We start from the raw sequence: 23464 nt of genomic DNA, 5'->3' as shown, positions 1-23464 counted from the left end.
GCGCGGGCTACTCGATCAGCGGGGCTGCGCGGACGACGCCGCGACGCACGAGCTCGGTGAGGACGGACTCGACGAGGGTTCGGGGGTCGCCGTCGGGCGGGGTGCCGTGGGCGTCGAGGACGGCGGCGGTGAGGTCGTCGAGAGTGGCGGGCAGCGCCCGCCACATCGTCGGGGCGATGCCCGAGAGGGTCTCGACGTGACTGCCGTGCAGGCAGGTGACGGTGCCGTCGCGGTCCACCCACTCGGTGCCCGCATCCCTCGAGTACAGGCCGGCCGGCGCCTCCGCGACGACCTCCGGCCCGTGCACCTCGACCGGCGCGGGCTCGCCCACGGTGTCGAGCAGCGGGAGCACCGACTCCGCCTCGCGGTAGCGGAGTCGCCGCACGCCTCCGATCGCGTCGACGAGGTCGGCCAGGTGGTGCAGGGCCGCCGGCAGGGTCGCGAAGAAGCTGAGCTCGGGCAGCAGGGTCCGGAGCGCGTCGTCGAAGGCGACCTCCTCGAGGGCCGGAGCCGCCGGGCCGTCGGCGTCGCGGGCGAGCAGCCACAGGCCGGCGAGCCGCAGAGGGGCGTCGGGCAGGGGGAGCATCCCCATCGCTGCGGGGGAGCGGTGCTCCTTCCATCCGGTACCCGTGCTCGCGTGCAGCGCGATCGGCTTCCGGAACGGCAGCACGCCTCCGTCGCGGCGCACGGCCACCGTCTCGTCGGTCACGTAGCCGTGCACGCGCCCGGCGCGGCTGACCAGCGTCGACTTCCCGGCCCCCGGTCGCCCGACGAAGGCGACGACCCGGCCGTCGGGCAGCGCGACGGCGGAGGCGTGGATGCTCAGCAGCCGGCCCTCGCAGGCGTTCGCCGCGGCCACGGTGAGGGCCGCGCCGATGTGCTCGGCGATCGCCTCCTCGGTCGGCTGCGCGATCACCCGCGGCACGCCCGCGGGCTCGGACAGCGAGACCAGGTGCGCGGAGCCCGGGCGATCCGCGACGTCGGTGACGTCACTCCACGACTCCTGCAGTGAGGCGATCAGCTCGTCGGGGACGGTGTCGTCGAAGGTGAGGCGCACGCCGAGCCCGAAGGGCGCGATCGTCAGCTCGCGGGTCATCCGGTGCTCCGGCCGGCGGCGCCGTCGGTCTGGCGGAGGCGCCGCCACGCGGGCCAGGCGGTCCGCGCTCCCCGGCGGAAGCGCCGCCACCAGCCCGCTACGGCGTCGCGGCGGCGCGGGCCGATCGCCGGGTCGGCGGCGCGCAGGGCGAAGGCCGAGGGGAAGAGGGCGCGGCGCAGCACGGCGAGCCGGCGCGCGGGCGGTGCGGTGCGCAGGGCCTCGACCCAGCCGGCGGAGGCGTGCGGGGAGGCCGCGTTGAGGCGCCAGGCGCGCACTTCCGCGGCGGGCACGTCGCCCTCCCGAGCTTCGATCCCGAGCTCCTGCAGGAACGGTGCAGCCGTCTGCACGGCGCCGAGCGACTCGGCGGCCCGGGCCAGTGGATCGTGGATCTCGGCGCGGGGAGCGACCGCGGCGACCAGCAGCTCGTAGTCGACGGGCCCGACGTGGCGCGGATCGGTGATCTGCCAGGCGTCGCGGAGGGAGTGCAGGGCCAGGACGAGCGCCATGTCGGCGACGCTGACCGTCGCGACCGTGCGGCCGGCGAGATCGACGAGGCGCCTCCTCGCCCACAGACCCTCGAAGGCCTCGGCCGGCGGGACGAGGAAGCCCGGCCAGCGCCAGTGCACGTCGATGTCGATCGGCCAGTCGGGGTGACGGTAGCTGCGCGAGTGCTTCGCCGCGAGCGTCGGCGCGTCGGGCCACGGGCGCAGGGTCCAGCCCTCGTCGCCGAGCAGCGAGACGAGGCGGGCCAGATCCTCCGGCGGCACGAGCACGTCCACGTCTCCGGAGGCGCGGGGCGGCCGCAGCAGGTCGGCGTCGGCGATCGGACCCTTGAGGACGAGGGCGCGGATCCCGGCCGCCTCGGCGCGCTGGTGGACGAACGCCGTCACCAGCGGGACCGCCTCCTCGGCGAAGAGCGCGGTCACGGGATCCATCGATCCAGTATCCCAGCCGGCCCCGCGCAGTGCCCGGCCGTTCTAGCGTGGGGCGAGGTCGGAGGGGCGGGCGAATGGCGAGCACGGGCGGGCTGTGGCGCGACGGGGTGACCCTCGCGACGAACAACGGCGACGTCGGCGGCGGCGAGGTGATGCTGCTGAGCATCGCGGCGGCGCTCGAGGAGCTGGGAGTCGCGGTGAGCGTGGTCGGACCGTCGCAGCCGGGGCGGCTCGTCGCGGCGGCGCGCGAGGCGGGCCACCGCGTCGTCGAGCTCGAGGCGACCGGGCGCCGGGAGTGGATGCGGGTGCTCCGGCGCTGGGACGCGTCCCCGCGCCGGGGCGTGCTCTGGTGCAACGGGCTGGTTCCTGCGGCCGCGACCGCGGGGCACGCGCGGCGGATCGTGCACCTGCATCAGCGCCCGACCGGCCCGCAGCGGGCGCTCGCGCCGGTCGCGCGTGCGGGGGCTCTGACGACGCTCGTGCCGTCGCGGTCGATGGCCCAGGCGGTGCACGGCGCCTCCGTGTTCGCGAACTGGAGCCGGCGGGTCGAGCTCGCGGAGCGCCGGGACCGCTCGGACGGCGTGACCGTGCTGGGCTTCCTCGGCCGGCCGTCCCCCGACAAGGGCGTGCCCGTCCTCGCGCGTGCGCTCGCCCGGCTCGAGGCCGCCTCGCCGGGCGCATATCGGCTGCTGCTGGCGGGAGAGCCCCGGTTCGTGTCGGAGGAGGCGCGGCGCGAGGTCGACGCGGCCCTCGAACCCCTCGCGTCCCTCCTGGAGCGACCGGGCTGGCTGGCGCCTGCGGACGTCTTCTCGCGGATCGATCTGCTCGTGGTGCCGTCGATCTGGCCGGAGCCGTTCGGCCTCGTCGTGACGGAGGCGATGTCGGCCCACGTACCGGTCCTGGTCAGCGATGCCGGTGCCCTTCCCGAGATCGTGGGTCCGTCGATCGGCGACAGGGTTCCGGCCGGGGACGACGAGGCACTCGCCGAGGCGATCGTCGCGAGGGTCTCCCGCGGGCTCGACGAGGGCGTGGAGGCCGGTCACCAGCGGTGGCGGGAGCACTACTCGCCCGATGCCGGGCGACGCCGCGTGGAGCAGCTGATGACCGATCTGGAGCGACGTCACGGACAGTGATTCGTCGGAGAGAAGCCGGAGTCGTGAGGTCGGAAGCGATATCCGCTCGGATATCGGCGCTGTTCTCGATGGTCGTGCTCTTCCCGGAGTCGGTGGTCCGTCGATCAGCGACACGGTCCCGGCAGAAGGCGACGTGTCGGTGTCGGGTGATCTTGCTAAGAGAGGAGCAGCGAGAGGGGGGAAAGGGCACAATGCCCTCATGACGACTTCGGCCGGAGAACGGCGACTTCGAGTCGTGGGGCTCTTCCTCAAGCATTCATCGATCGTGGCGGAGTCGGGTGAGCCCTTTCTCTCGGGCCGTCTTCCCTATCGCGCCGATCTTCTCGAGGACGACTCCCTCCGTCTTCTCGCCAAAGGCCATGCCTCGAGCCCTCGGCATGTGAAAGTCCGGGATGTCCTCGAGCACCGGACCGGCCTCTCCCTCGATACTCAGATCCGCTCTCTGCGCGCCGTCGCCTCGGCCGATGCGGTGCTCTGCGTGCTGGAGCCCGAGGCGGAGTTCCCCGCGCTGCTGCGGCGCGCGGGGATCCCGCCGTACGCGCGGACGCCGCTGGTCGTGCTCTCGTGCTGGTGGGCGGAGGAACTCGAGTCGGGGTCGTCCGAGCGCAGGCGCCGGGTGCTCCGGGCCGCCGGGAGCGTCGACCGGATCATCGTGCTGAGCGAGAACCAGCGCGGGATCTTCGCGCGGCACGGAGTCGGCGAGGAGAAGGTCGTCTCGGTCGGCTTCGGCGTCGACGCCGACTACTACACCCCTGCGTCGGAGCGCCCGAAGCGGTTCGAGGTGCTGGCCGTCGGCGTGGACCGGGGCCGCGACTTCGCCTCGCTCGTCGCGGCCGCAGCGGTGCTGCCGCACCGGCGGTTCGACGTCTTCACCACTCCGGGGCGCCTCGGCGGCCTCGCGGTACCGGCGAACGTGATGGTCCACGAGCCCGTGGCGGTCGGCGAGCACCGCGACAACCTGCGCGACGCCGAGCTCGTCGTGGTGCCGACCCACGACCTCGCCTACCCGACGGGCCAGAGCGTCCTGCTCGAGGCCGCCGGCTGCGGGACGGCGGCGGCGGTGACCCGGAGCGCGGCGATGGCGGGCTACGTGCACGACGGAGTCAGTGCGTTCACGATGCCGATGCACGATCCGGAGGGGATGGCGGCCGTGATCGAGGAGGCGCTCGGCGACGACGTCCGCCGCGCCTCCGTGGCTCGCGCGGGGCGGGCGCGCGTGCTGGCCGAGGCGAACGCGGTGCGGATGTGGGCCGATGTGCGCGCGGTGCTGCGCGAGGCGGCTGGTCGCTAGAACAGCGGCGGGACGAGCGGATCCTCGCGCCGCTCGGCCAGCAGCGCCAGCCCCGCACCGACGACGACGAACGAGATCGGCGCGAAGAACACCTCGCCGAGCTGGGTCGCGCTCAGCAGAACGGTGATCGTCGCTGCGCCCACCGCGTGCCGCGCGAACGAATCGGGGCGCCGGGGGAGGAGGCCGAAGCCGGCCACCACGTAGACCAGCAGCACGCCGACGAGCAGGACGACGCCTCCCTCGGCGAGCAGGGCGAGGTAGGAGTTGTGGAAGAACCAGAGGGTCCCGTCGACATCGGCCGTCGCCTGCCCGAGACCGCTGCCGGTCCACGGGGCGAGCGCGACCCGGTCGAGCGAGGACTGCAGGATCCGCTCGCGGAGGAGGTCGGATCCCGCCCGCTCGACACCGTAGACCCCGGCCGTCGAGAGGTTGGCCTCGGCCCAGACGAAGAGGAGGTAGATGCCGAGCCCGGTGAGCGCGCGGAAGAACAGCCCGAGGCGCGGGGTCACCACGAGCCAGAGCACCCCGCAGGCGAAGGCGGCCATCGAGGTGCGCGAGTCGGTGGCGACGACCGCGACGCCGCCCGCGACGAGGACGGCGATCCGCAGCCACCGGCGCGACGTCGCCGCCATGACGAGCAGCGCGGCGACGCCGTAGAAGAGGCCGGCCACGTTCTTGTCCTGCAGGACGCCGGTGAGCGCGCCCTGGTAGGCGTCCGGGGTGACGCCGGCGGCGAACAGCGCGGCGTTCAGCGCCAGCGCGACGCCGATGCCCTTGAGGGCGGAGGCGACGTCGATGCGTCCGCTCGCGAGGAACCCCGCCATCAGCATGACCAGCGCGATGTTGCCCGCTCGGCGCTCGACCTCGAGATCGTTGGTCACCGAGATCGCGACGACGAAGACGAGGAGCCCCAGGCAGAGGAAGGGATACCACGCGGCGGGCAGAAGAGATCGGGTCGGCTTGCGGAAAAGGCTTATCGCGAGAAGAACGATAAGCGCCGATTGGGCCACGGGAACGACGACCGGAAGAAAAGGAGCGGGAAGCCGATAGACGATCAGGCCCATCAGCACGGCATCGATGATGCGCGCGGAGTGTGCTATCGGGAATGCGACGCCGAGGCGCGACAGACGCGATGTCCTGACATCGACGACGTCCACTCCTCGCGCGCCGCCGTCCACTGCACTGCTCATATCGGAATCCTCGCAGAAGACGCCTCCCGGGCGCAGGAATACCGGTGCGCGAGAGGCGAGCGGTCAGGCTAGCGTTGCGGAAAACCTCAGCATCGTCGAGTGGCGAATGCCCCGACGGAGAAAGGCGCTCAGTGACTGTCGTCGATTTCATCGCGTTCATCCGACGGAACTGGAAGGCGCTCGTCGTCGCCGTCCTGGTCGGCGTCACCGCGATGGCGGCGTTCTCGTTCGTCACTCCGAAGGTCTACGAGTCGAGCTCGGCCGGGTTCGTGATCGCCGCCACTGACGGCAGCTCGGCGGACGCGATCAGCGGCGCGCAGACCGCCGTGACCCGGGCGAACGCCTACCTGCCGCTCATCTCGAGCAGCGCGGTCTACGAGCGCATCCAGTCGGATCCCGAGGCGAACCCGGGCGGCGAGGCCCTCAACGGCCGTCTGACCGCGAGCGTCGCGCCGGGCAGCACGCTCATCCAGGTGACGGCGGAGGCATCGACGCCCGAGAACGCGGCGGCCCTCGCGAACGGCGCCCTGGCGGCGCTCGCCGCGGTCATCGCCGACATCGAGACGCAGTCGACCGCCGACCGCACGCCGCAGATCACGGTCGTGCCGCTCGAGAACGCCGAGCCGGCGTCCACTCCGACCAGCCCGAACTGGCTGCGCAACCTCCTCCTCGGCGCTGCGGGCGGACTGGTGCTGGGCTTCGTCGTCGCGTTCCTCCGCCGCGCCCTCGACATCCGCGTGCGGACCGTCGATCAGCTCACCGAGCTCTTCGGAGTCGGTGTGCTGGGCCGCATCCCCAAGGCGGGCCGACGGGCCGGCCGGAAGGGCGAGACGGTCGACCGGATCACCGCCGAGGCCTACCGCGCGCTCCGCACGGGACTGCGCTTCTCGAGCGTCGACGACGAGACCCGCAGCGTCGTCATCACCAGCGCCAACCAGGCCGAGGGCAAGTCCACCATCGCGTCCGGCCTCGCCCGCGTCACCGCCGACTCCGGCCAGCGCACCCTGCTCATCGACGCCGACCTGCGCCGCCCCACGGTCGCGAAGATGCTCGGCATCGACGGAGCCGTCGGGCTGAGCGAGGTCCTCAGCCACCAGATCCCGGTCGAGGACGCGATCCGCCCGACCGGCACCGAGGGACTCTTCGCGCTGCCGTCGGGGCACATCCCGCCGAACCCGTCCGAGATGCTCGGATCCGCGGCGATGCGCACCCTCGTCGAGCGGCTGTCGAAGGACTACTTCGTGATCATCGACGCGCCGCCGATCCTCCCCGTCACCGACGCCTCCATCGTCGCGACGGTCGTCGACGGCGTCGTCTTCGTGGTCGCCTCCAACCGCACCCGCCGGCCCGAGGTCACCGCCGCGCGGAGGATCCTCGCGCAGGTGCGCGGTCGCGTGCTGGGCACCGTCCTCAACATGGTCACGGCCCAGGACGGCGACACCGGGTACTACTACTACGACCGCAAGAACTCGTACTACACGCAGCCGCAGCAGGCCGCCACGGAGAACGCGGCCGTCGGCCGGTCCGCTCGCCGCTCGCCGCGCACGCAGGCCCTCGAGCCCGTCGAGTCGAGGGCGGAGCGACCGACGGCCTCCCGGCGGACTCTGCGATGAGCCGTCACCTCCTCCTGCTCTGCCACGCGAACATCGCCCGCTCGCCCTCGGCCGAGCTGCTCGCGGCGGGCTACCTCGACGCGACGTCGGGCTGGAGGGTGACCAGCGCGGGAACGCACGCGCTCGTCGGGCGCGGCCTCGATCGCGAGCTGGGCGCCGTGCTCCGCGCCCGCGGCGTCTCGGTCGCGTCGCACCGGTCGCGGCAGGTCGACGGGCGGATGCTGCGCGACGCCGACCTGGTCCTCGCCTTCGACTCGGGTCAGCGCGCCTGGATCACGCAGCACTTCCCGGCGGAGGCCAGGCGGACGGCGACCATCCGGCGCGCGGCGCGGCTCGTGAGGGCCGCCCCGGGTGCCGAGGTCGGCGAGCTGGTCGCCGCGGACACCGCTCCCTACGACTCCGGAGACGACGTCGCCGACCCCTTCGGTCGCGGTCCCGCGGCGGCCCTCGCGGCGATCGACGAGATCGACTCGCTGCTGCGCGTCCTCCTGCCGGCCCTCGGCGCGGTACCGGCCGGCTGGGCGCCGCCGCGCGCCACGATGAGCCGCACGCGCCACTCGATGCGCCTCGAGGCGGTGGCCTCATGAGCGGTACCGCCGTGAGCAGTGCCGCCGTGAGCATCGTCGTCCCGCACTTCGGCGATCCCGCCCCCGCCCGCGCCCTCGTCGCCCGGCTGCGCGCCCAGCTCGACGCGCCGGAGCACGAGGTCATCGTGGTCGACGACGCCTCACCCGTGCCGTTCGGCGAGACCGAGGGCGTCGTGCTCGTCCGCCGCGAGCGCAACGGCGGCTTCGGCACGGCCGTGAACACCGGCGCGGCCGAGGCGCGGCATCCGCTCCTCCTGGTGCTGAACAGCGATCTGGTCGTCGGCGACACGTTCCTCCGCGACCTGGTGGCCGCGGGCGAGGCGTGGATGCCCGCCGTGGTCGCACCCCAGCTGCACGACGAGACCGGTGCACCGCAGTGGGTGGGCCGCCGGTTCCCGCACGTGCGGCACTACGTGATCGAGTGGCTGACCCCGCTGGCGCGCTGGCGGCCGCGGCTGCGCACGGCGGTCGGTCTCGACCCGCGCTGCGTCGACGGAGCGACGGTGCCCGTCGACTGGGTCGTCGGCGCGGCGATGCTGCTGCCGACCGCCGAGTTCCGGGCGGCCTCGGGGTTCGACGAGTCGTTCCACATGAACTGCGAGGAGGTCGACCTGCAGCGCCGCCTCCGCGCGCGCGGGGTGCCGTCGGTGTTCGCGGGCGACGTCGTCGCCGTGCATCGCGGCGGGGTGTCCTCCGACCCCGCCCGCCGACTCGTCTGGCTGCTCACCTCGCGCCTGCGCTACGCGCGGAAGTGGCGATCGAGCCCCGCAGCGCTCGCGGGGGCGCTCCGAGCCGCCTCCGTGGTCAACCTCGCGGCCAACGCCCTGCGCGCGCTCGCGGGCCGGCGCGTCCGGCCGGTCATGACGTTCCGCCGCGAGCTCCGGCTGATCGACGCGGCCGTGACGGCGGCGACGTGAACCGACCCGTGCTGGTCGTCAGCCCCGTCTTCCACGACTACTGGAGGGCACTGGAGGCGGCGTTCGTGCACCTCGGCGACTCCGTCGTCGTGCACCGCTACGACGACACGGCCGGAGCGGTCCGCCTGCGCGACGCCGTCGGCCACCGGCTGCCCCGCACGCGGATCCGCGCGTGGTCGAGGCGCGCCGAGACCGACCGCGCGATCCGGGCGCTGCGCGAGACGCGACCGCGCGCGGTCCTCGTGGTCAAGGGCGACTCGCTCGGCGAGGCGTGGTGGGAGGCGGTCCTCTCGAGCGGCGCGCCCGTCGTGCTCTGGCTCTACGACGAGCTGCGCAACATGACCTTCGGCCTCGAGCGGCTCCGGGAGCTCGCCGCCTCCGCCGTCTCGGTCGCCAGCTACTCGCCGCGCGATGTCGCGACGCTCGCGGGTGCCGGAGTCGCGGCCACGCTGCTGCCCGACGCCTTCGACTCGCTGCTGGGCTTCACACCGCGACCCTCGAGCGCGGTCACCTTCATCGGCGCGCGGTACCCCGAGCGCGAGCGCGTGCTGCGCGGGCTGGCCGAGAGCGGCGTCGAGGTCGAGGTGTTCGGGAGGCAGTGGTCGCGGCATCCGGCGGACGTCGTGCGCACCGGGCGCCTGCGCGGCCCGGGGGTCCGTGCGCACCGGGACATCCCGCGGTCGGCGTACTACGGCGCGATGGCCGGGTCGGTCGCCACGCTGGCGATCCACGGCGACGGCCACGGTGGGCTCTCGATGCGGGCCTTCGAGGCCCCGGGAGTCGGCGCGCTCGCGCTGATCGACCGGCCAGAGGTCGCCGACTACTACGACGTGGGGAGCGAGGTGCTCGTCTTCGACGGCCGCGATCAGCTCGTCGAGCACGTGCGGCACGCACAGGCCGATCCCGCCTGGGCGCGCGGCGTGCGCCGGGCGGCCGCCGAGCGGACCCGGGCCGAGCACACCTTCGTGCACCGCATGCGGGCGGTGAGTGCGCTGTGGGCCTGAATCATCCCGAAGACCTCGACGCCTGGCGGCGCTGGCAGCGCGGGCGCGATCCCCTGCGCGCGGCCCGGGCGCGCCTGCGGCCCTCGACCCCGGCCCGCCTGGTGCTGCACGTGCGCGGAGCCGAGCCGTCGATCCTGCTCGCGGTGGAGGCGTCGACGGCGAGCGCGGTGGCCTCGACCGCGGCCTCGCTCGCCCATGTCGGCGACCACTCGGTGGCCGTGCTGGCCCCCGCGGACGTGACGCGCCTCCTCCCGGGGGAGTGGACCACTGTGCCGCTCGACGAGGGCGCCCCCGCACCGGCCGGGCTGCGGAGCCTCCGCGCGGTCGTCGGCACCGGCCACTACCTCCCGGTCGGCGCCACCGCCCACTGCTGGGCCGAGCGCCTCGGCGCGCGCTTCCTCGTCGTGCAGCACGGGCTGCTCACGCCGTTCGCGCCGCCGCTGCCGCCGAGGGCGACGCTGCTCGCCTTCTCGGCCGCCGACGCCGACTTCTGGCGGTCGGGGCGGAGCGATGTCACGACAGCCGTCGTCGGCAGCCAGCTGCTGTGGTCGGCCGCTCAGCACCCGCGCCCGGTCGACCAGGAGGCCCGGCCGCTGTTCCTCGGCCAGCTGCACGGCGCCGAGCTCCCGCGCCGGATCGCCGCCGCGACCGCCGCCCGCTTCTGCCGCGAGACCGGCGCCGACTACCGCCCGCACCCCGCCGAGGTCGACCGCCGCTCGCGCTGGCAGCACGCGGCCTGGCGCCGCGGCGGCATCGGCGTGCTGGTCGGCGGCGACCTCGCCGCGCAGGCCCGCCCGGTCGCCTCCGTCTTCTCGACCGGTGTGCTCGAGGCCGCGGCCGCGGGGACGCCCGCCTGGGTGACCTGCGTGGACCCGCCCGCCTGGGTGCGCGAGTTCTGGAGCCGCTACGGGCTCTCGCGCTGGGGAGAGGCCCCGCCGACGCCGGCGCCCGCCGTACCGCCCGTCGAGCCCGCGGCCGCTGTCGCCGCCGAGGCCCTGTCGATCGCTGAGAGAGGTGCGGGATGAGCATCCTGTGCGTGATCCCCGTGCGCGGCGGCTCGAAGGGCCTGCCGCGCAAGAACGCCCGTCTCGTCGCGGGGAAGCCGCTCGTGGTCTGGAGCATCGAGCAGGCTCTCGCCGCCGGGCTCGACGTGCTCGTGTCGACTGACGACCTCGAGCTGGCGGCGATCGCCGAGGGCGCCGGAGCGGATGTGCCGTTCCTCCGCCCCGCCGAGCTGGCCCGCGACGAGACGGCGACCGAGCCCGTGGTGCTGCACGCGATCGCGCACCGCACCGCGCTCGGCCGGCGACCGGAGGCGGTGATGCTGCTCCAGGCGACCTCGCCGATCCGCCTCCCGGGCACTCTCGACCGCGCCGTGGAGCAGTTCGAGAGCACGGGAGTCGACTCGCTCGTCGGTGTGGTCGCGCAGACTCCGTTCCTCTGGCGCTCGGACGGCGACCCGGGCTCCTCCGCCGAGCAGAGCGCCCTGCCGCAGTACGACGTCTCGGCGCGCCCGCGCCGGCAGGACCTCGAGCCCGCGGAGTTCTTCTACCGCGAGACGGGATCGATGTACCTCACCCGCACCGAGGTCTACGAGACCGAGCACAACCGCATCGGCGGCCGGGTCGGCCTCTTCGTGATGGACGAGCTCGAGGGTGGCGACATCGACACCGCGCTCGATCTCGTCGTGGCCGAGCAGATCCTCCTCGAGCTCGAGGAGCGGAGACCCGCATGATCATCGACCGCCATCTCGCGCCCTACATCGTGTTCGCCGAGGACCCGGTGCTGACCGCGCTCGCGAAGATCAACGCCAACCGGCAGCGGATCGTCTTCTGCGTCGACGGTCACGGCGTGCTGCGCGGCTCGGTGTCCGACGGCGACTTCCGCCGCTGGATCATCGCGAACCCGACGGCCTCGCTCGACGTGCCGGTGATCGCGGTGGCGAACACCGACGTGACCACCGCCTCCGCCGACGACCCGACCACCGAGATCGCGGCGCGGCTCGGCTCGAACGGGATCAGCCACGTGCCGCTCGTCGACGAGCGCGGCCACCTCGTCGCCATCGCGATCGAGGGCGACCTCGCGCTGCAGATCGGCCGGCACCCGGTCGGCGACGGGCACCCGGCCTTCCTGATCGCCGAGGTCGGCAACAACCACAACGGCTCGGTCGACCTCGCCAAGCGCCTGGTCGACCTCGCGGCGGGGGCGGGGGCCGACGCGGTCAAGTTCCAGCTGCGCGATCTCGACTCGCTCTACCGCCAGAGCGGGAGCGCGACGGCGGGGGAGGACCTCGGCGCGCAGTACACGATCGACCTGCTGCGCCGGTTCTCACTGCCCGCCGAGGCGCTGTTCGAGGTGTTCGACCACGCCGGCGACGTCGGGATCGACGTGCTCTGCACCCCCTGGGACTCGCCGAGCGTGCAGGCGCTCGTCGACTACGGCATCCCCGGACTCAAGATCGCCTCGGCCGATCTCACCAACCACGCGCTCCTCGCCGACGCCGGCACCCGTGGCCTGCCGCTCCTGCTCAGCACGGGGATGTCGCGCGAATCCGAGATCCTCGAGTCGGTGACGCTCCTGCGCTCGATGGGCACCTCCTACGCGCTGCTGCACACGCAGTCGACCTACCCCGCGCCCTACCGCGATCTGAATCTCGCCTACCTCGAGCGGCTGGCCGAGATCGGCGGCGGCGTGATCGGCTACTCCGGTCACGAGCGCGGCTGGCACGTGCCGGTGGCCGCCGTGGCGCGGGGTGCGCGGATCATCGAGAAGCACTTCACGGTGGACCGCGCGATGGAGGGCAACGACCACTCGGTCTCGCTGCTGCCGGACGAGTTCGGCCGGATGGTGGCCGAGATCCGCGACATCGAGGTGGCGCTGGGCACGGCGGAGGCGCGCGGCATCTCGACCGGGGAGTCGATGAACCGCGTGGCGCTCGCCAAGTCGCTCGTGGCGGTGCGCCCGCTGCCGAGCGGGCACGTCGTCGCCTCGGCGGATGTGGCCGTGCGCAGCCCCGGCCGCGGACTGCAGCCCAACGAGCTGCCGCGACTGCTCGGCCGGACGCTGCACCGCGACGTCGCCGAGGGCGGGTTCTTCTTCGATGGCGACCTGCGCGAGTCGACCCCCACCGGCCGGCCGTTCCGCTTCCGCCGACCGTGGGGGCTGCCCGTCCGCTACCACGACCACGCCGAGCTCACGGCGGGCGCCGAGCCCGACTTCCTCGAGTTCCACTTCTCGTACCGCGATCTCGAGATCGACGTCGACGACGTGTTCACCGAGCGTCAGGACCGGGGCTTCACGACCCACCTGCCCGACCTGTTCGCGGGCGACTTCCTGGTCGACCTCGCCTCGGCCGACCAGGACCACTGGGAGCGCTCGATCGCCGAGGTGCAGCGCACGATCGGCGTCACCCGCTCGCTGTCGCGCTGGTTCCGGCAGGACGAGGACCCGATGATGGTCGTCACGATGGGCGGCTTCACGCGACACGGCCACGTGGATCCGTCGCGCCGCGGTGCGATGTACGAGCGGATCGCCGATGCGCTCGCCCGCATCGACTCGAGCGGCGTGCGTCTGCTGGCGCAGACCCTGCCGCCGTACCCGTGGCTGATGGGCGGACAGCAGTTCCACAACCTCTTCGTCGATCCGTGCGACACGGCGGAGTTCGCCCGGGCGACCGGCACCGCCCTGTGCCTGGACGCGTCGCACACCAAGCTCGCCGCCAACTTCCTCGGCACGGCCTTCTCGGAGGCGGTCGAGATCCTCGCGCCTCTCAGCGCGCACCTGCACCTCGTCGACGCCACCGGCATCGACGGCGAGGGCACGCAGATCGGCGAGGGCGAGATCGACTGGCCGTCGTTCGCGACGGCGCTCGACGTCCTCGCGCCGGGCGTCCCGTTCATCCCCGAGATCTGGCAGGGGCACGTCAACAGCGGCGAGGGCTTCTGGACGGCGCTCGAGCGGCTGGAGGAGTGGCTGTGAGCGCGCCGCCCATCGCCCTGTGGGTCGTCCCCGTCCCCGAGTTCGGAGGCGTGGCGCGCCACGTCGTCGACGTCGCGCGGCAGGGCCTCCCGGGCCACCGCGTCGTCGTGCTCTGCCCCGAGGGCGCGCTGGCGCGACGCCTCCGCGCCCAGGGCTCGGCGGTCACGACAGGACGCTTCGGCACGGGAGCCGGCCCGGCCGCCTCCGTCGGCACGCTGCGCGCGACGGTGCGGGCGCTCCGCCCCGCGATCGTGCACTCGCACCTGGCGTACGCCGACATCGTGAGTGCCGCGACTCCGCTGCCCCGGCCGGTGCGGCGGCTCACCACCGAGCACGGCATCGCGGGCCCGGATGCGGTCTACCACCGCTCGGGGGCGCAGGCGCGGCTGATGGCCGCCGCCCACCACGCCCGGCTGCGCGCGTTCGACGGCGCGATCGCGGTGTCGCAGGCGACGCGGCGCGCGATGCTCGAGAAGTGGCGGCCGTCGCTGCCGGTCGACGTGGTGCTCAACGGTGTGGACGCGCCCGCGCAGGTCTCCTCCGAGCCCTCGGTCGACGGCTCCCTCCGCGTCGTCTCGCTCTCGCGGCTCTCGCCCGAGAAGCGGATCGACAGCCTCCTCGACGCGTTCGCCCTGCTCCTGCGCCGTGTCCCCGGCGCCACCCTGACCGTCGCGGGGGAGGGGCCGCTCGGCGACGACCTGCGGGCGCAGGCGCACCGGCTCGGCCTCGGCGACGCGGTCGCGTTCCCCGGCTTCGTCGACTCCGAGCGGGCCCTCGCGCACGCCGACGTCATCGCCCAGCTCTCGGTCTGGGAGAACTGCTCGTACACGCTGCTCGACGCGGCCGCCCGGGGTCTCGGGCTCGTGGCGTCGGCGGTCGGCGGCAACCCCGAGATCCTGGCGCCGGGCTCGCTCGTCGACGCCACGGACACCGCAGCGGTCGCCTCGGCGATCGAGCGGCAGGCGGCGAGCGGAGGCGGCGCCGCAGTACCGCGGTCCGTCGCGGAGATGTGCGGGGACATCGCCGCGGTCTACGAGAGGACGCTGCACAGGAGGACCACCGCATGAGGGGCTCGATCCGCCAGGGTCTCGGCACCCTGCTCGCGCTCGCCCACGCCGCGTCGCCCGGCTGGATCGTCGTCGCGATCGCCGGGTCGATCGCGCTCGCCGTCCTCGACACGCTGGGCGTCGCCGCGATGGTGCCGCTGATGGCGCTGCTCACCGGCGCCGACACCGGCTCGGGCTCGGTCACCGGGGTGATCGCCGGGATCCTCGGAACCACCGACGTCGCGACCCTGGTCCCGATCGTCGCGGGCTTCGTCGCCCTCGTCTTCGTGCTCAAGAGCATCGGCACGATCGTGTTCCGCTGGTGGCTCCTCGGCCGCACGACGCGGATCGCGGCCGACGCCTCGACCGAGCTGCTGCGCCGCTACGTGCTCGCGCCCTACGCCGTGCACCGCTCGCGCCGGCTGTCGGAGGTGTACCGGAACATCAACGACGCGACCGCGCAGGCGTCGGGCGTGCTGCTCGGCGTGCTCGGGATCGCCTCCGACCTGCTGGTGCTCGTCGCGCTCGTCGCGATCCTGGTCGTCGCCTCGCCCGTGGCGACGATCTTCGCGGCCGCCTTCTTCGGGATCCTGCTCGGCGGCACGCAGCGGCTCCTCCGCCGCAGGCAGGGCCGGATCGGCGAGGAGACGGCCGAGGCGTCGCTGCAGACCTGGCAGTTCCTCCTGCCGGCGCTCGACGGCTTCCGCGAGGCGCGGCTCTCCTCGAGCGCGTCGAGTCTCGTCACCGGGTTCCGCGCCGCCAAGCGACGGGGGGCGGAGGCGTCCCGGATGCTCTCGATGGTCTCGGAGCTGCCGAAGTACCTTCTCGAGATCGGCTTCGTCGTGGCCATCATCGGCATCTCGGGGATCCTCGTCGCGACGGGGTCGTCGGCGGAGGCGCTCTCGGTGCTGGGCGTGTTCGCCGCGGCCTCGCTCCGTGCGCTGCCGACGCTCAACCGTCTCTCGGCGACCTTCGCGATCGTCCGGAGCGGTCAGGCGAGTCTGCTGATCGTCGACGACGCGGCGCGCGAGCTCGAGGGGCACGACTCGCACGACGAGACGCCCGGCGCGGGCGGGCGCTTCGCGGGCGACCTCGAGCTCGAGGGGGTCTCGTACCGCTACCCCGACTCCACCGACGACGTCATCCGCGGCATCAGCCTGCGGATCGAGGAGAACGCGACCACCGCCTTCGTCGGCTCGAGCGGGGCGGGCAAGAGCACGCTGCTCGACCTGGTGCTCGGGCTGCTCGATCCCACCGAGGGCCGGATCCTCTGCGGCGGCCGCCCCATTCGGGACGACCTCGCCGGCTGGTATGCGGGGCTCGGCGTGGTGCCGCAGGACGTCTTCCTGCTCGATGACTCCTTCGCCGCGAACATCGCCTTCGGGGTGCCCCGCGAGAGCGTCGATCCCGACCGGGTGCGCGAGGTCGTCCGCGCCGCCCAGCTCGCCGACGTCGTCGACCAGCTGCCGCTCGGGCTCGAGACCCGCGTGGGCGAGCGCGGGGTGCGGCTCTCGGGAGGGCAGCGGCAGCGGATCGGGCTGGCCCGCGCGCTCTACCGCCGGCCGTCGGTCCTCGTGCTCGACGAGGCGACCTCGGCGCTCGACAACAAGACCGAGCACGAGATCTCTCGGGCGATCGCCGACCTGCACGGCAGCATGACGGTGCTGATCGTCGCCCACCGGCTCTCGACCGTCCGCGGCGCCGACCGGCTGCTGTTCCTCGACGACGGGCGGATCGAGGGCGAGGGCACCTTCGACGAGGTGCGCGCCGCGCATCCGGGATTCGCGCAGCTGGTGGCCCTCGGCGAGCTGTCGTGAGCCTGCGGGCTGCGGTGCTCGAGCCGCTCCGGAGGCGCGGGACGACCGTGCTCATGCCGCAGGAGGCGTTCGGGGTCGGCAACCTGCTCTACTTCTGGCTGCAGGCCGCGGTGCGGCGCGAGCGCGGGGAGCCGACGGCGGTCCGGCGGACGGCCCGGACGGTGCAGTGGTCGAGCGTGTTCGAGGTCGGAGACCTCGTCGTGGCGCCCGAGGACGTGTCGTTCTTCAGCCCGCGCGAGGTCGGCGACGTCTACCAGCGGTTCGGCGTCGACTTCACGCCCGGCGATCTCGAGGAGTTCATCGCCTCACGGCTCCTGGGCGGCCTCACGGGACTGGTTCCCGAGACGCCCCCGGCCGATCTCACGATCAACGTCCGCCGGGGCGACTACTACAGCGTCCCCGAATTCCGCGGGCGGTACTCCTTCGACGTCGTCGAGTACGTGCGCACCGCTCTCGCGGTGGCTCGCGAGGCGGGGGAGGTGCGCAGCGTGCTGCTCGTCTCGGACGACCTCGCCTGGTGCCGGCTGAAGCTCGCGCCGCTCCTCGGCGGGATCGACGTGCGCAGTCCCGACCCCGCGACTCCGGTGCCGCAGCAGCTGGCCCTGCTGGCGGGGTCGCCCCGCCTGGTGCTCACCAATTCGACCTTCTCGTACTGGGGCGGCCACCTCAGCACCCACCTGCACGACGACGCCCGGGTGATCGCGCCCTGGTTCCACAGCCGGGGCTGGGGCGGCGGCGCGGCCACCCAGCTCGACCCGCGCTGGAGCGTCATCCGCGACATCCCGGGCGGCTGGGACGGCTGACGGCGGGAGCGTCCGTCGAGTGCGGGCGGGGCGTGGGCGCGTCAGAACGGAGGTGGCGCGTCGTCGAAGCGCGGAGGTGGGGTAGGTGGGCGCCCGGGGAGGGCGGGTGGAGGGGTGGTGACCCGGCGTCCGGTGGGCGTGGTCCAGTCGGTGGTGCCGTCGGGGTGGAGGCGGTAGGTCCAGCGGTCGCCGTGGCGGACGTGGTGGTGGGCGGTGCAGAGGGAGGCGAGGTTGTGAAGGGAGGTGTCGCCTCCGTTGCGCCACTCGATCGTGTGGTCGGCCTCACTCGTGGAGGCGGGTCGGGTGCAGCCGGGGAAGCGGCAGGTCTGGTCTCGGAGCTGCAGGTGGAGCCGCATCTGCGGGGGTGGGACCCGGTGCGTGCGGCCGACGGAGGTGACGGTGCCGGTGTCCGGGTCGGTGAGGACGCGGGTGAACGTCGCCGCCACTCCGACGAGATGGCGGGCGGTCGCGGCGGGGATCGCTCCGTAGCCGTCGAGGTCGGCGTGGGCGTCGTCGAGGCCGGCAGCCGTGGCGGCGGCGAGGGTGAGGCGGACGTCTGCCCGCACTGCGGGGACGAAGGTCGGCGGAGCCTCCATTCCGTCGCTGACCGGAGTGGTGCCGGTGATGTCGCCGTCGCAGAGCAGATCGGTGAGCGCATCGGCGCGCAGCTGAGCGAGCGTCCGCTCGTCTCCGTGACTGCCGTCGCCGTCGCGGAGGTTGCGGGCGATCCGGTCGAGGCGGTTGTACGCGCCGACCGCGTCAGGCGCGGGTAGATAGGCGGACAGGGTCGCCATTCCGTCGATCTCCGGGGTCAGCCAGACTCCGCGGTCCTCCTTGGCGCGGGCGTGCCGCTTCTCGAGGGGCTCGTCGTGGAGCTCGTCCCGCAGCCTGTCCACGGCGCGTCGCAGCTGGGTCGGGGTCTTCGAGAGCGCCAGCTCTGCGGCGCGCTCGTCGAACTCGGGGAGGGACGCTTTCGGCAGCAGTGCGGCGACCGCGCAGATCACCTCGGCTGCCCGCCAGCGGATGCGCGCCGCTGCGAGCGCCGCGCGGGTGCGGGGCAGGTCCTCGATCAGCAGATGTGCGCGTTCGAGTTCGCGGGACAGCTCCCGCTCGGACACCCCCGACCCGACCGCGAGCTCGGCACGGATCGAGCGCTCGACGAGGTCGCTCGAGTCGCTGCTCGACAGGCCGCCTCGGGCGAACGCGAGCGGGATGGAGAGCGCTGCCCGGTACACCTCGTAGAGCTTCTCGGCGGACGCGAGCAGCGCCGGGGCGGCGTTCCGCGCGAGCCGACCGACCTCGTCGGCGCCCTCGCGGATCGCGTCGAGTGACGCCTCCGCGGGACTGATCTCTGCTGCAGCTGCCATACGGAGATCGAACCAGGGAGCACCGACACCAGGGCGGCTAATGCGCCAGATCAGGACGACTCGCGCCACGGAACGACCTGTAGAGGAGAGATCCACGATGGCGTCCCTGCCCGTCACCGCGAGGGGGTCGCCGTCCAGCAGGTAGCGACCACGGGCCCGCTACTGCGCCCGGTCTCCCGCTGCGCGGCGCCGTCGTCAGGCAGCCGCCTACTCGAGCAGCTTCCCGGCCGTCTCGACCTCGCCGATCAGCGCCTGGATCTCCTCCGGGACCGCGGGGATCTCCTCGCGGGTGATGCCGGTGCCGGGCGACCAGACGAGGTTCACCTGCAGGGCGGGGTCGATGTCGGGGTAGTCGCTGCGGTTGTGGCAGCCGCGGCTCTCCCGGCGCTCGAGTGCGGCCTCCAGGGTGGCGCGCGCCGCCATGGCGGCCGACTTGAGGTCGAAGGCGTGCGCGAGGTCCTGGTAGCCGGCGATGTCGGGGTGGATCCCGATGTCGGCGATGCGCGCCTCGATGGCGTCGAGTTCGGCGAGTCCGGTGAGCAGGCCCTGCTCGTCGCGGACGACTCCGGCGTGCGCGGTCATGGTGTTGCGGATGGCGCGCTGCAGGGCGCGGACGTTCTCCTCGCCGTCGGCGGCGAGCAGGTCGGCGATCTCGTCGCGGGCGACCTGCACTGACGCCGCTGAGCGGGTCTGCGCCGTGAGGGAGGCGGAGTACTCCGCGGCGGCCTGGCCGACGATGCGGCCGAAGACGAGCAGCTCGATGAGGGAGTTGCCGCCGAGGCGGTTGGCGCCGTGCAGGCCGCTGGAGGCCTCGCCGATGGCGTAGAGGCCGGGGACGTCGGTGCTGTGGTCGTCGGAGCGGACCCAGACGCCGCCCATCGAGTAGTGCGCCGTCGGTGCGATCTCGATCGGGTCCTTCGTGATGTCGAGCATCTGCAGCTCGAGCATCGTCTGGTAGACGCGGGGGAGGCGGGTCATGATCGTCTCGCGCGGCAGGTGCGAGACGTCGAGCCAGACTCCGCCGTTCGGGGTGCCGCGGCCCTCCTTGATCTCGGTGTAGCAGGCGAGCGCGACCCGGTCGCGGGTCGAGAGCTCGAGGCGCTCGGGGTCGTACTTGTGCATGAAGCGCTCGCCGAGCCCGTTGCGGAGGATGCCGCCCTCGCCGCGCGCGGCCTCGGAGATCAGCGTTCCGGCCGCGTTCTCGGGCTCGATGATGCCCGACGGGTGGAACTGCACCAGCTCGGGGTCGCGCAGGCGCCCGCCGGCCTCGACGGCCAGGCGGAACGAGTCGCCCGTGTTCTCGTCGCGGCGCGAGGAGGTGCGGCGCCAGATGCGGTTGTGGCCGCCGGCGGCGAGGATCACGGCGTCGGCGTGGATGAGGTAGCGAGTGCCGTCGACGAGGTCGAAGCCGTACGCGCCGAAGACGACGCCGTCCTCGTTGACGAGGATGCGCGTGACGTAGACGGTGTCGAGGATCGGGATCTCGAGCTGCGCGGCCCGATTCACGAGCGTCCGCTGGATCTCGAGTCCGGTGTAGTCGCCCGCGAAGGCGGTGCGGCGGTAGGTGTGCGCGCCGAAGAAGCGCTGAGAGATGCGGCCGTCGTCCTCCCGGGCGAACGGCATGCCGTAGCGCTCGAGGTCCTGGATGCCGCGGGCGGCGTTCGAGGTGACGATCTCGACGGTGTGCGGGTTCGCGAGCAGGTAGGACTCGGTGATGGTGTCGGCGGCGTGCTGCTGCCAGCTGTCGTCGGGGTCCATCGTGGCGAGGGCGGCGTTGATCCCGCCGGCGGCGAGCGAGGTGTGCGCGTCCGACTTCGACCGTTTGCCCAGGGCGATCACGTCGACGCCGGCCTCGGCCAGCTCGATCGCGGCGCGCAGACCCGAGCCTCCGGTGCCGATGACGAGGACCGAGGTGGAGATCCGACGCTCCGTGGTGGGTGCTGAGGTGCTCATTCCTCCACGGTAGGCAGCGCTTCTCGATTACTCCAATGCATATAACGGCTGCAGTTGATGCATTTAGGCTATGAACATGAACTTCGAGCAGCTGACCGGCTTCGTCGAGGTCGCGCGCCTGGGCAGCTTCACCCGCGCGGCCGAGGAGCTGCACCTCGCGCAGCCGTCGCTGAGCCGCCAGATCGCGTCGCTGGAGCAGGACCTCGGCTCGGAGCTGTTCCACCGGGCGCGCGCCGGCAGCACCCTCACATCGGCCGGTGAGCTCCTGCTGCCGCTCGCGCGGCGCATGCTCGCCGACGCCGAGTCGGTGCGCCGCGAGCTGGCCGAGCTGGCGGGGCTCGAGCGCGGCCGGGTGCGCTTCGGCGCGACTCCGACCCTCTGCATCAGCCTCGTCGCGGAGGTGCTGCACGCGTTCCACGCGGCGCATCCCGCCATCGAGCTGCACCTCGCCGAGGACGGCTCGCGGAGCCTCTTCGACCGGCTCGCCCGGGGCGAGCTGGACCTCGCGCTCGTGACGACGTCGACGGCGGCGGCGGTCGGCGCCTTCACGGTGACTCCGCTGCTCGTCGAGGAGCTCGTCGTGGTCTCCTCCGCCGCGCAGCCGCCCCTCGCCGAGGGCGACGCGATCGATCTGGCGGCCGTGGCCCGCCTCCCGCAGATCGTCTTCAACTCGAGCTACGACCTGCGCCGAGCGACCGATGCCGCGTTCTCGGCGGCGGGTCTGGCGCCCGACATCGTGCTGGAGGGAGCCGAGATGGACGCCGTGCTGCGCTTCGCCGAGCGCGGCCTGGGCATCGCGATCGTCCCGGCGATGGTGCTGCAGGGCCGCCCGGGCCTGCGCTCGATCCGCCTCGAGGAGCCCGACCGGCTGACCCGCACCATCAGCCTCGCCCGCCCGGCCGACCTCGCGCCGACCGCCGCGGTGCGCGTGATGCAGCGCACGATCGCCGCGACGGCGAGGGCGTTCGCCGCCCAGGCGGGCGGCACGATGCGCCTCGCCGACGCTCCGGTCGTTCATCCCTCCGTGAGTGTATGATGATATGTAATCATCACGCTCGAACGGGGGACTGTTGTACACCGCGCCCGATCTGACCAGCGAGGAACGCGACGTCCGTGCCGCCGTCCGCGAGGTCAGCGACTCCCTGAAGTACCAGGTACGTCAAGGCAACCGCTGGACGGCGCCTCTCCGCCGAATGACCTTCGCTCGAAACGTGCAGGGATCGAACAGTATCGAGGGCATCAACGCGAGCGTCGATGACGTGGCTGCCATCGCCCAGGGCGAGAAGCCGGTCGGTCTCGACGACGAGACGGAACGCGCTCTCGTCGGCTACCAGCTGGCGATGACCTACGTGCTTCAACTCGCTCAGGATCCGGTGATCGTCGACCCCACGCTCCTCCGCAGCCTCCACTACATGGTGACGTCGCACGACCTCACCAAGCGCCCCGGGCGCTACCGACGGGGACCCGTCTACGTCCAGCAGGAGTCGACCGGCGACATCGTCCACGAAGGCGCCGATGCAGCGGCTGTGCCCGCGCTGATGGACGAGCTCGCGAACTCGGTCGTCCTCACTGGCGACACGCTCATCGATGCGGCGATGGCGCACCTGAACTTCGTGCTCATCCACCCGTTCAAGGACGGCAACGGACGTATGGCACGTGTGCTGCAATCGCTCGTGCTCGCCGCGGACGACGACATCTCGCCCGTCTTCCTCTCGATCGAGGAGTACCTGGGCCGCCACACTCAGGCCTACTACGACGTCCTCGCCGCTGTCGGCCGCGGCCGGTGGGCGCCGGAGGAGTCGACACCCGAGCAGGTGCGCCCCTGGATCCGGTTCGTCCTCACCGCCCACTTCAATCAGGCGGAGGAGCGCGCCGCCCGCATCACCGCCGCGGGAGTCGCATCCACTGCCCTCACCGACCTCCTGCAGGCCGTCGGCGTCGATGATCGCGCACTGGACGCGCTGTTCGATGCGCTGTTCGGTGCGACGGTCACCCGAGGCCGCTACATCACCTCGCTCGCCGACGTGGGAACAGTGGTCAGCCCGCAGACAGCCACGCGCGACCTGATGACGCTCGCCCGAGCAGGGCTCCTCGCGGCGGTCGGCGAGAAGCGCGGACGCGCCTACACCGCCGGCGAGGCGCTGCTCGCTCTTCGGCGGGAGGTCGGCCTGGGGCGTGCGTGGAAGCAGGTCGATCCGTTCCGGCGGCCCTGACAGCTTCTGCCGCGTCACGCGTCGAGGTCGCGCACCCGCCGTGCCGGGGTGCCGGCGTAGAGGCCGTGCGGCTCCGTGTCGGCGGCGACGACCGCGCCCGCGGCGATCACGCAGCCCGGAGCGACGGTGACGCCGGGCAGCACGAGGGCGCCCGCGCCGATCCAGCAGCCGTCGCCGATGGTCACGGGGTGGTACTCGGAGGCGCCCCCGCGCCGGTCGGCGCCTCCGATCGCGTGGGTGGAGGTGATCACCTTCGCGTAGGGCCCGATCATCACCTCGCGCCCGATCGTGACCTGCGCGGCGGCATCGAGGTAGACGCCGACGGCGAGGAAGCCGCCGGGTCCGATGCTGAGACGGTGGCCGTTGATCCAGCCGCCGCGCTTGATCGTCGGCGCCGCGAGGTCGCGCCAGCCGAGCGCGCGCAGCGCCCGCCAGCGCACCCGGGCGCCGAACAGCGACGAGTACGCGACCGCCTCGGCGAGCTCGTGCGCGCGGATCCTGATGCCCAGTGTCATCGCGGT

General features: G+C 73.1%; 20 protein-coding genes. 14 read left to right on the top strand and 6 right to left on the bottom strand.

Annotated features, from left to right (window positions below; all coding sequences use genetic code 11):
* Positions 1–7 precede the first annotated feature (7 nt).
* Complete coding sequence (locus ASG06_RS03565) at positions 8–1096, bottom strand: hypothetical protein (protein WP_056038570.1); 1089 nt, start codon at positions 1094–1096, stop codon at positions 8–10.
* Positions 1093–2031 (bottom strand): nucleotidyltransferase family protein, encoded by a 939-nt coding sequence (locus ASG06_RS03560; RefSeq protein WP_056038568.1) that lies wholly within the window; start codon positions 2029–2031, stop codon positions 1093–1095. The genes ASG06_RS03565 and ASG06_RS03560 overlap by 4 nt, the downstream gene beginning before the upstream one ends.
* A 74-nt stretch (positions 2032–2105) precedes the next feature.
* On the opposite strand from ASG06_RS03560, the gene ASG06_RS03555 reads away from it, so the two are divergent.
* Complete coding sequence (locus ASG06_RS03555; RefSeq protein ID WP_056038566.1) at positions 2106–3164, top strand: glycosyltransferase family 4 protein; 1059 nt, start codon at positions 2106–2108, stop codon at positions 3162–3164.
* 379 nt (positions 3165–3543) lie between these two features.
* Positions 3544–4455 (top strand): glycosyltransferase family protein, encoded by a 912-nt coding sequence (locus ASG06_RS03550; RefSeq protein WP_056038563.1) that lies wholly within the window; start codon positions 3544–3546, stop codon positions 4453–4455.
* On the opposite strand, the gene ASG06_RS03545 is transcribed toward ASG06_RS03550, so the two are convergent.
* Positions 4452–5645, bottom strand: a complete 1194-nt coding sequence (locus ASG06_RS03545) for an O-antigen ligase family protein (RefSeq protein ID WP_156465845.1) — start codon at positions 5643–5645, stop codon at positions 4452–4454. The two genes, ASG06_RS03550 and ASG06_RS03545, sit on opposite strands and share 4 nt — an antisense overlap.
* A 131-nt stretch (positions 5646–5776) precedes the next feature.
* On the opposite strand from ASG06_RS03545, the gene ASG06_RS03540 reads away from it, so the two are divergent.
* The 10 genes from ASG06_RS03540 to ASG06_RS03495 are packed head-to-tail and all read left to right on the top strand — an operon-like array spanning position 5777 to position 17410.
* Positions 5777–7258, top strand: a complete 1482-nt coding sequence (locus ASG06_RS03540) for a polysaccharide biosynthesis tyrosine autokinase (protein WP_056038558.1) — start codon at positions 5777–5779, stop codon at positions 7256–7258.
* Positions 7255–7845 (top strand): arsenate-mycothiol transferase ArsC, encoded by a 591-nt coding sequence (locus tag ASG06_RS03535; protein WP_056038555.1) that lies wholly within the window; start codon positions 7255–7257, stop codon positions 7843–7845. The genes ASG06_RS03540 and ASG06_RS03535 overlap by 4 nt, the downstream gene beginning before the upstream one ends.
* A complete protein-coding gene (locus ASG06_RS03530) occupies positions 7842–8762 on the top strand; it encodes a glycosyltransferase family 2 protein (RefSeq protein ID WP_056038553.1) in 921 nt (306 codons plus the stop codon). Before ASG06_RS03535 ends, ASG06_RS03530 begins: the two co-directional genes overlap by 4 nt.
* Complete coding sequence (locus tag ASG06_RS03525; protein ID WP_056038550.1) at positions 8759–9766, top strand: glycosyltransferase family protein; 1008 nt, start codon at positions 8759–8761, stop codon at positions 9764–9766. Before ASG06_RS03530 ends, ASG06_RS03525 begins: the two co-directional genes overlap by 4 nt.
* Positions 9757–10791: a hypothetical protein gene (locus tag ASG06_RS03520; protein WP_056038546.1), complete on the top strand. Its 1035-nt coding sequence runs from the start codon at positions 9757–9759 to the stop codon at positions 10789–10791. The genes ASG06_RS03525 and ASG06_RS03520 overlap by 10 nt, the downstream gene beginning before the upstream one ends.
* On the top strand, positions 10788–11501 hold the full coding sequence (locus ASG06_RS03515; RefSeq protein ID WP_056038543.1) for an acylneuraminate cytidylyltransferase family protein: 714 nt from the start codon (positions 10788–10790) through the stop codon (positions 11499–11501). The genes ASG06_RS03520 and ASG06_RS03515 overlap by 4 nt, the downstream gene beginning before the upstream one ends.
* Positions 11498–13744, top strand: coding sequence for an N-acetylneuraminate synthase family protein (locus ASG06_RS03510; protein ID WP_056038540.1), 2247 nt, complete (start codon positions 11498–11500; stop codon positions 13742–13744). The genes ASG06_RS03515 and ASG06_RS03510 overlap by 4 nt, the downstream gene beginning before the upstream one ends.
* Entirely contained in the window at positions 13741–14811 is a 1071-nt protein-coding gene (locus ASG06_RS03505; RefSeq protein WP_056038537.1) for a glycosyltransferase family 4 protein, read from the top strand. The genes ASG06_RS03510 and ASG06_RS03505 overlap by 4 nt, the downstream gene beginning before the upstream one ends.
* Complete coding sequence (locus ASG06_RS03500) at positions 14808–16607, top strand: ABC transporter ATP-binding protein (RefSeq protein ID WP_056038534.1); 1800 nt, start codon at positions 14808–14810, stop codon at positions 16605–16607. The genes ASG06_RS03505 and ASG06_RS03500 overlap by 4 nt, the downstream gene beginning before the upstream one ends.
* Entirely contained in the window at positions 16604–17410 is an 807-nt protein-coding gene (locus ASG06_RS03495; protein ID WP_056038531.1) for an alpha-1,2-fucosyltransferase, read from the top strand. Before ASG06_RS03500 ends, ASG06_RS03495 begins: the two co-directional genes overlap by 4 nt.
* A 41-nt stretch (positions 17411–17451) precedes the next feature.
* On the opposite strand, the gene ASG06_RS03490 is transcribed toward ASG06_RS03495, so the two are convergent.
* Together ASG06_RS03490 and ASG06_RS03485 are read right to left on the bottom strand one after the other, a co-directional pair.
* Positions 17452–18777, bottom strand: a complete 1326-nt coding sequence (locus ASG06_RS03490; protein ID WP_056038529.1) for an HNH endonuclease signature motif containing protein — start codon at positions 18775–18777, stop codon at positions 17452–17454.
* 207 nt (positions 18778–18984) lie between these two features.
* Positions 18985–20730 (bottom strand): L-aspartate oxidase, encoded by a 1746-nt coding sequence (locus ASG06_RS03485; RefSeq protein ID WP_056038526.1) that lies wholly within the window; start codon positions 20728–20730, stop codon positions 18985–18987.
* A gap of 76 nt (positions 20731–20806) precedes the next feature.
* Between ASG06_RS03485 and ASG06_RS03480 the strand changes: the two genes are divergently transcribed.
* Both ASG06_RS03480 and ASG06_RS03475 read left to right on the top strand, forming a co-directional pair.
* The gene (locus tag ASG06_RS03480) at positions 20807–21766 is read left to right on the top strand and encodes a LysR family transcriptional regulator (RefSeq protein ID WP_056040440.1); all 960 of its coding nucleotides are present in this window, start codon (positions 20807–20809) and stop codon (positions 21764–21766) included.
* A gap of 175 nt (positions 21767–21941) precedes the next feature.
* Complete coding sequence (locus tag ASG06_RS03475) at positions 21942–22943, top strand: Fic family protein (protein ID WP_162238993.1); 1002 nt, start codon at positions 21942–21944, stop codon at positions 22941–22943.
* 14 nt (positions 22944–22957) lie between these two features.
* On the opposite strand, the gene ASG06_RS03470 is transcribed toward ASG06_RS03475, so the two are convergent.
* Complete coding sequence (locus ASG06_RS03470) at positions 22958–23458, bottom strand: acyltransferase (protein ID WP_056038521.1); 501 nt, start codon at positions 23456–23458, stop codon at positions 22958–22960.
* Positions 23459–23464: the final 6 nt, after the last annotated feature.

Origin of the sequence: Rathayibacter sp. Leaf185, from assembly GCF_001423885.1 — a bacterium.
Classification (GTDB): Bacteria; Actinomycetota; Actinomycetes; order Actinomycetales; family Microbacteriaceae; genus Rathayibacter.
This window is presented reverse-complemented; position numbering and strand designations above follow the sequence as displayed.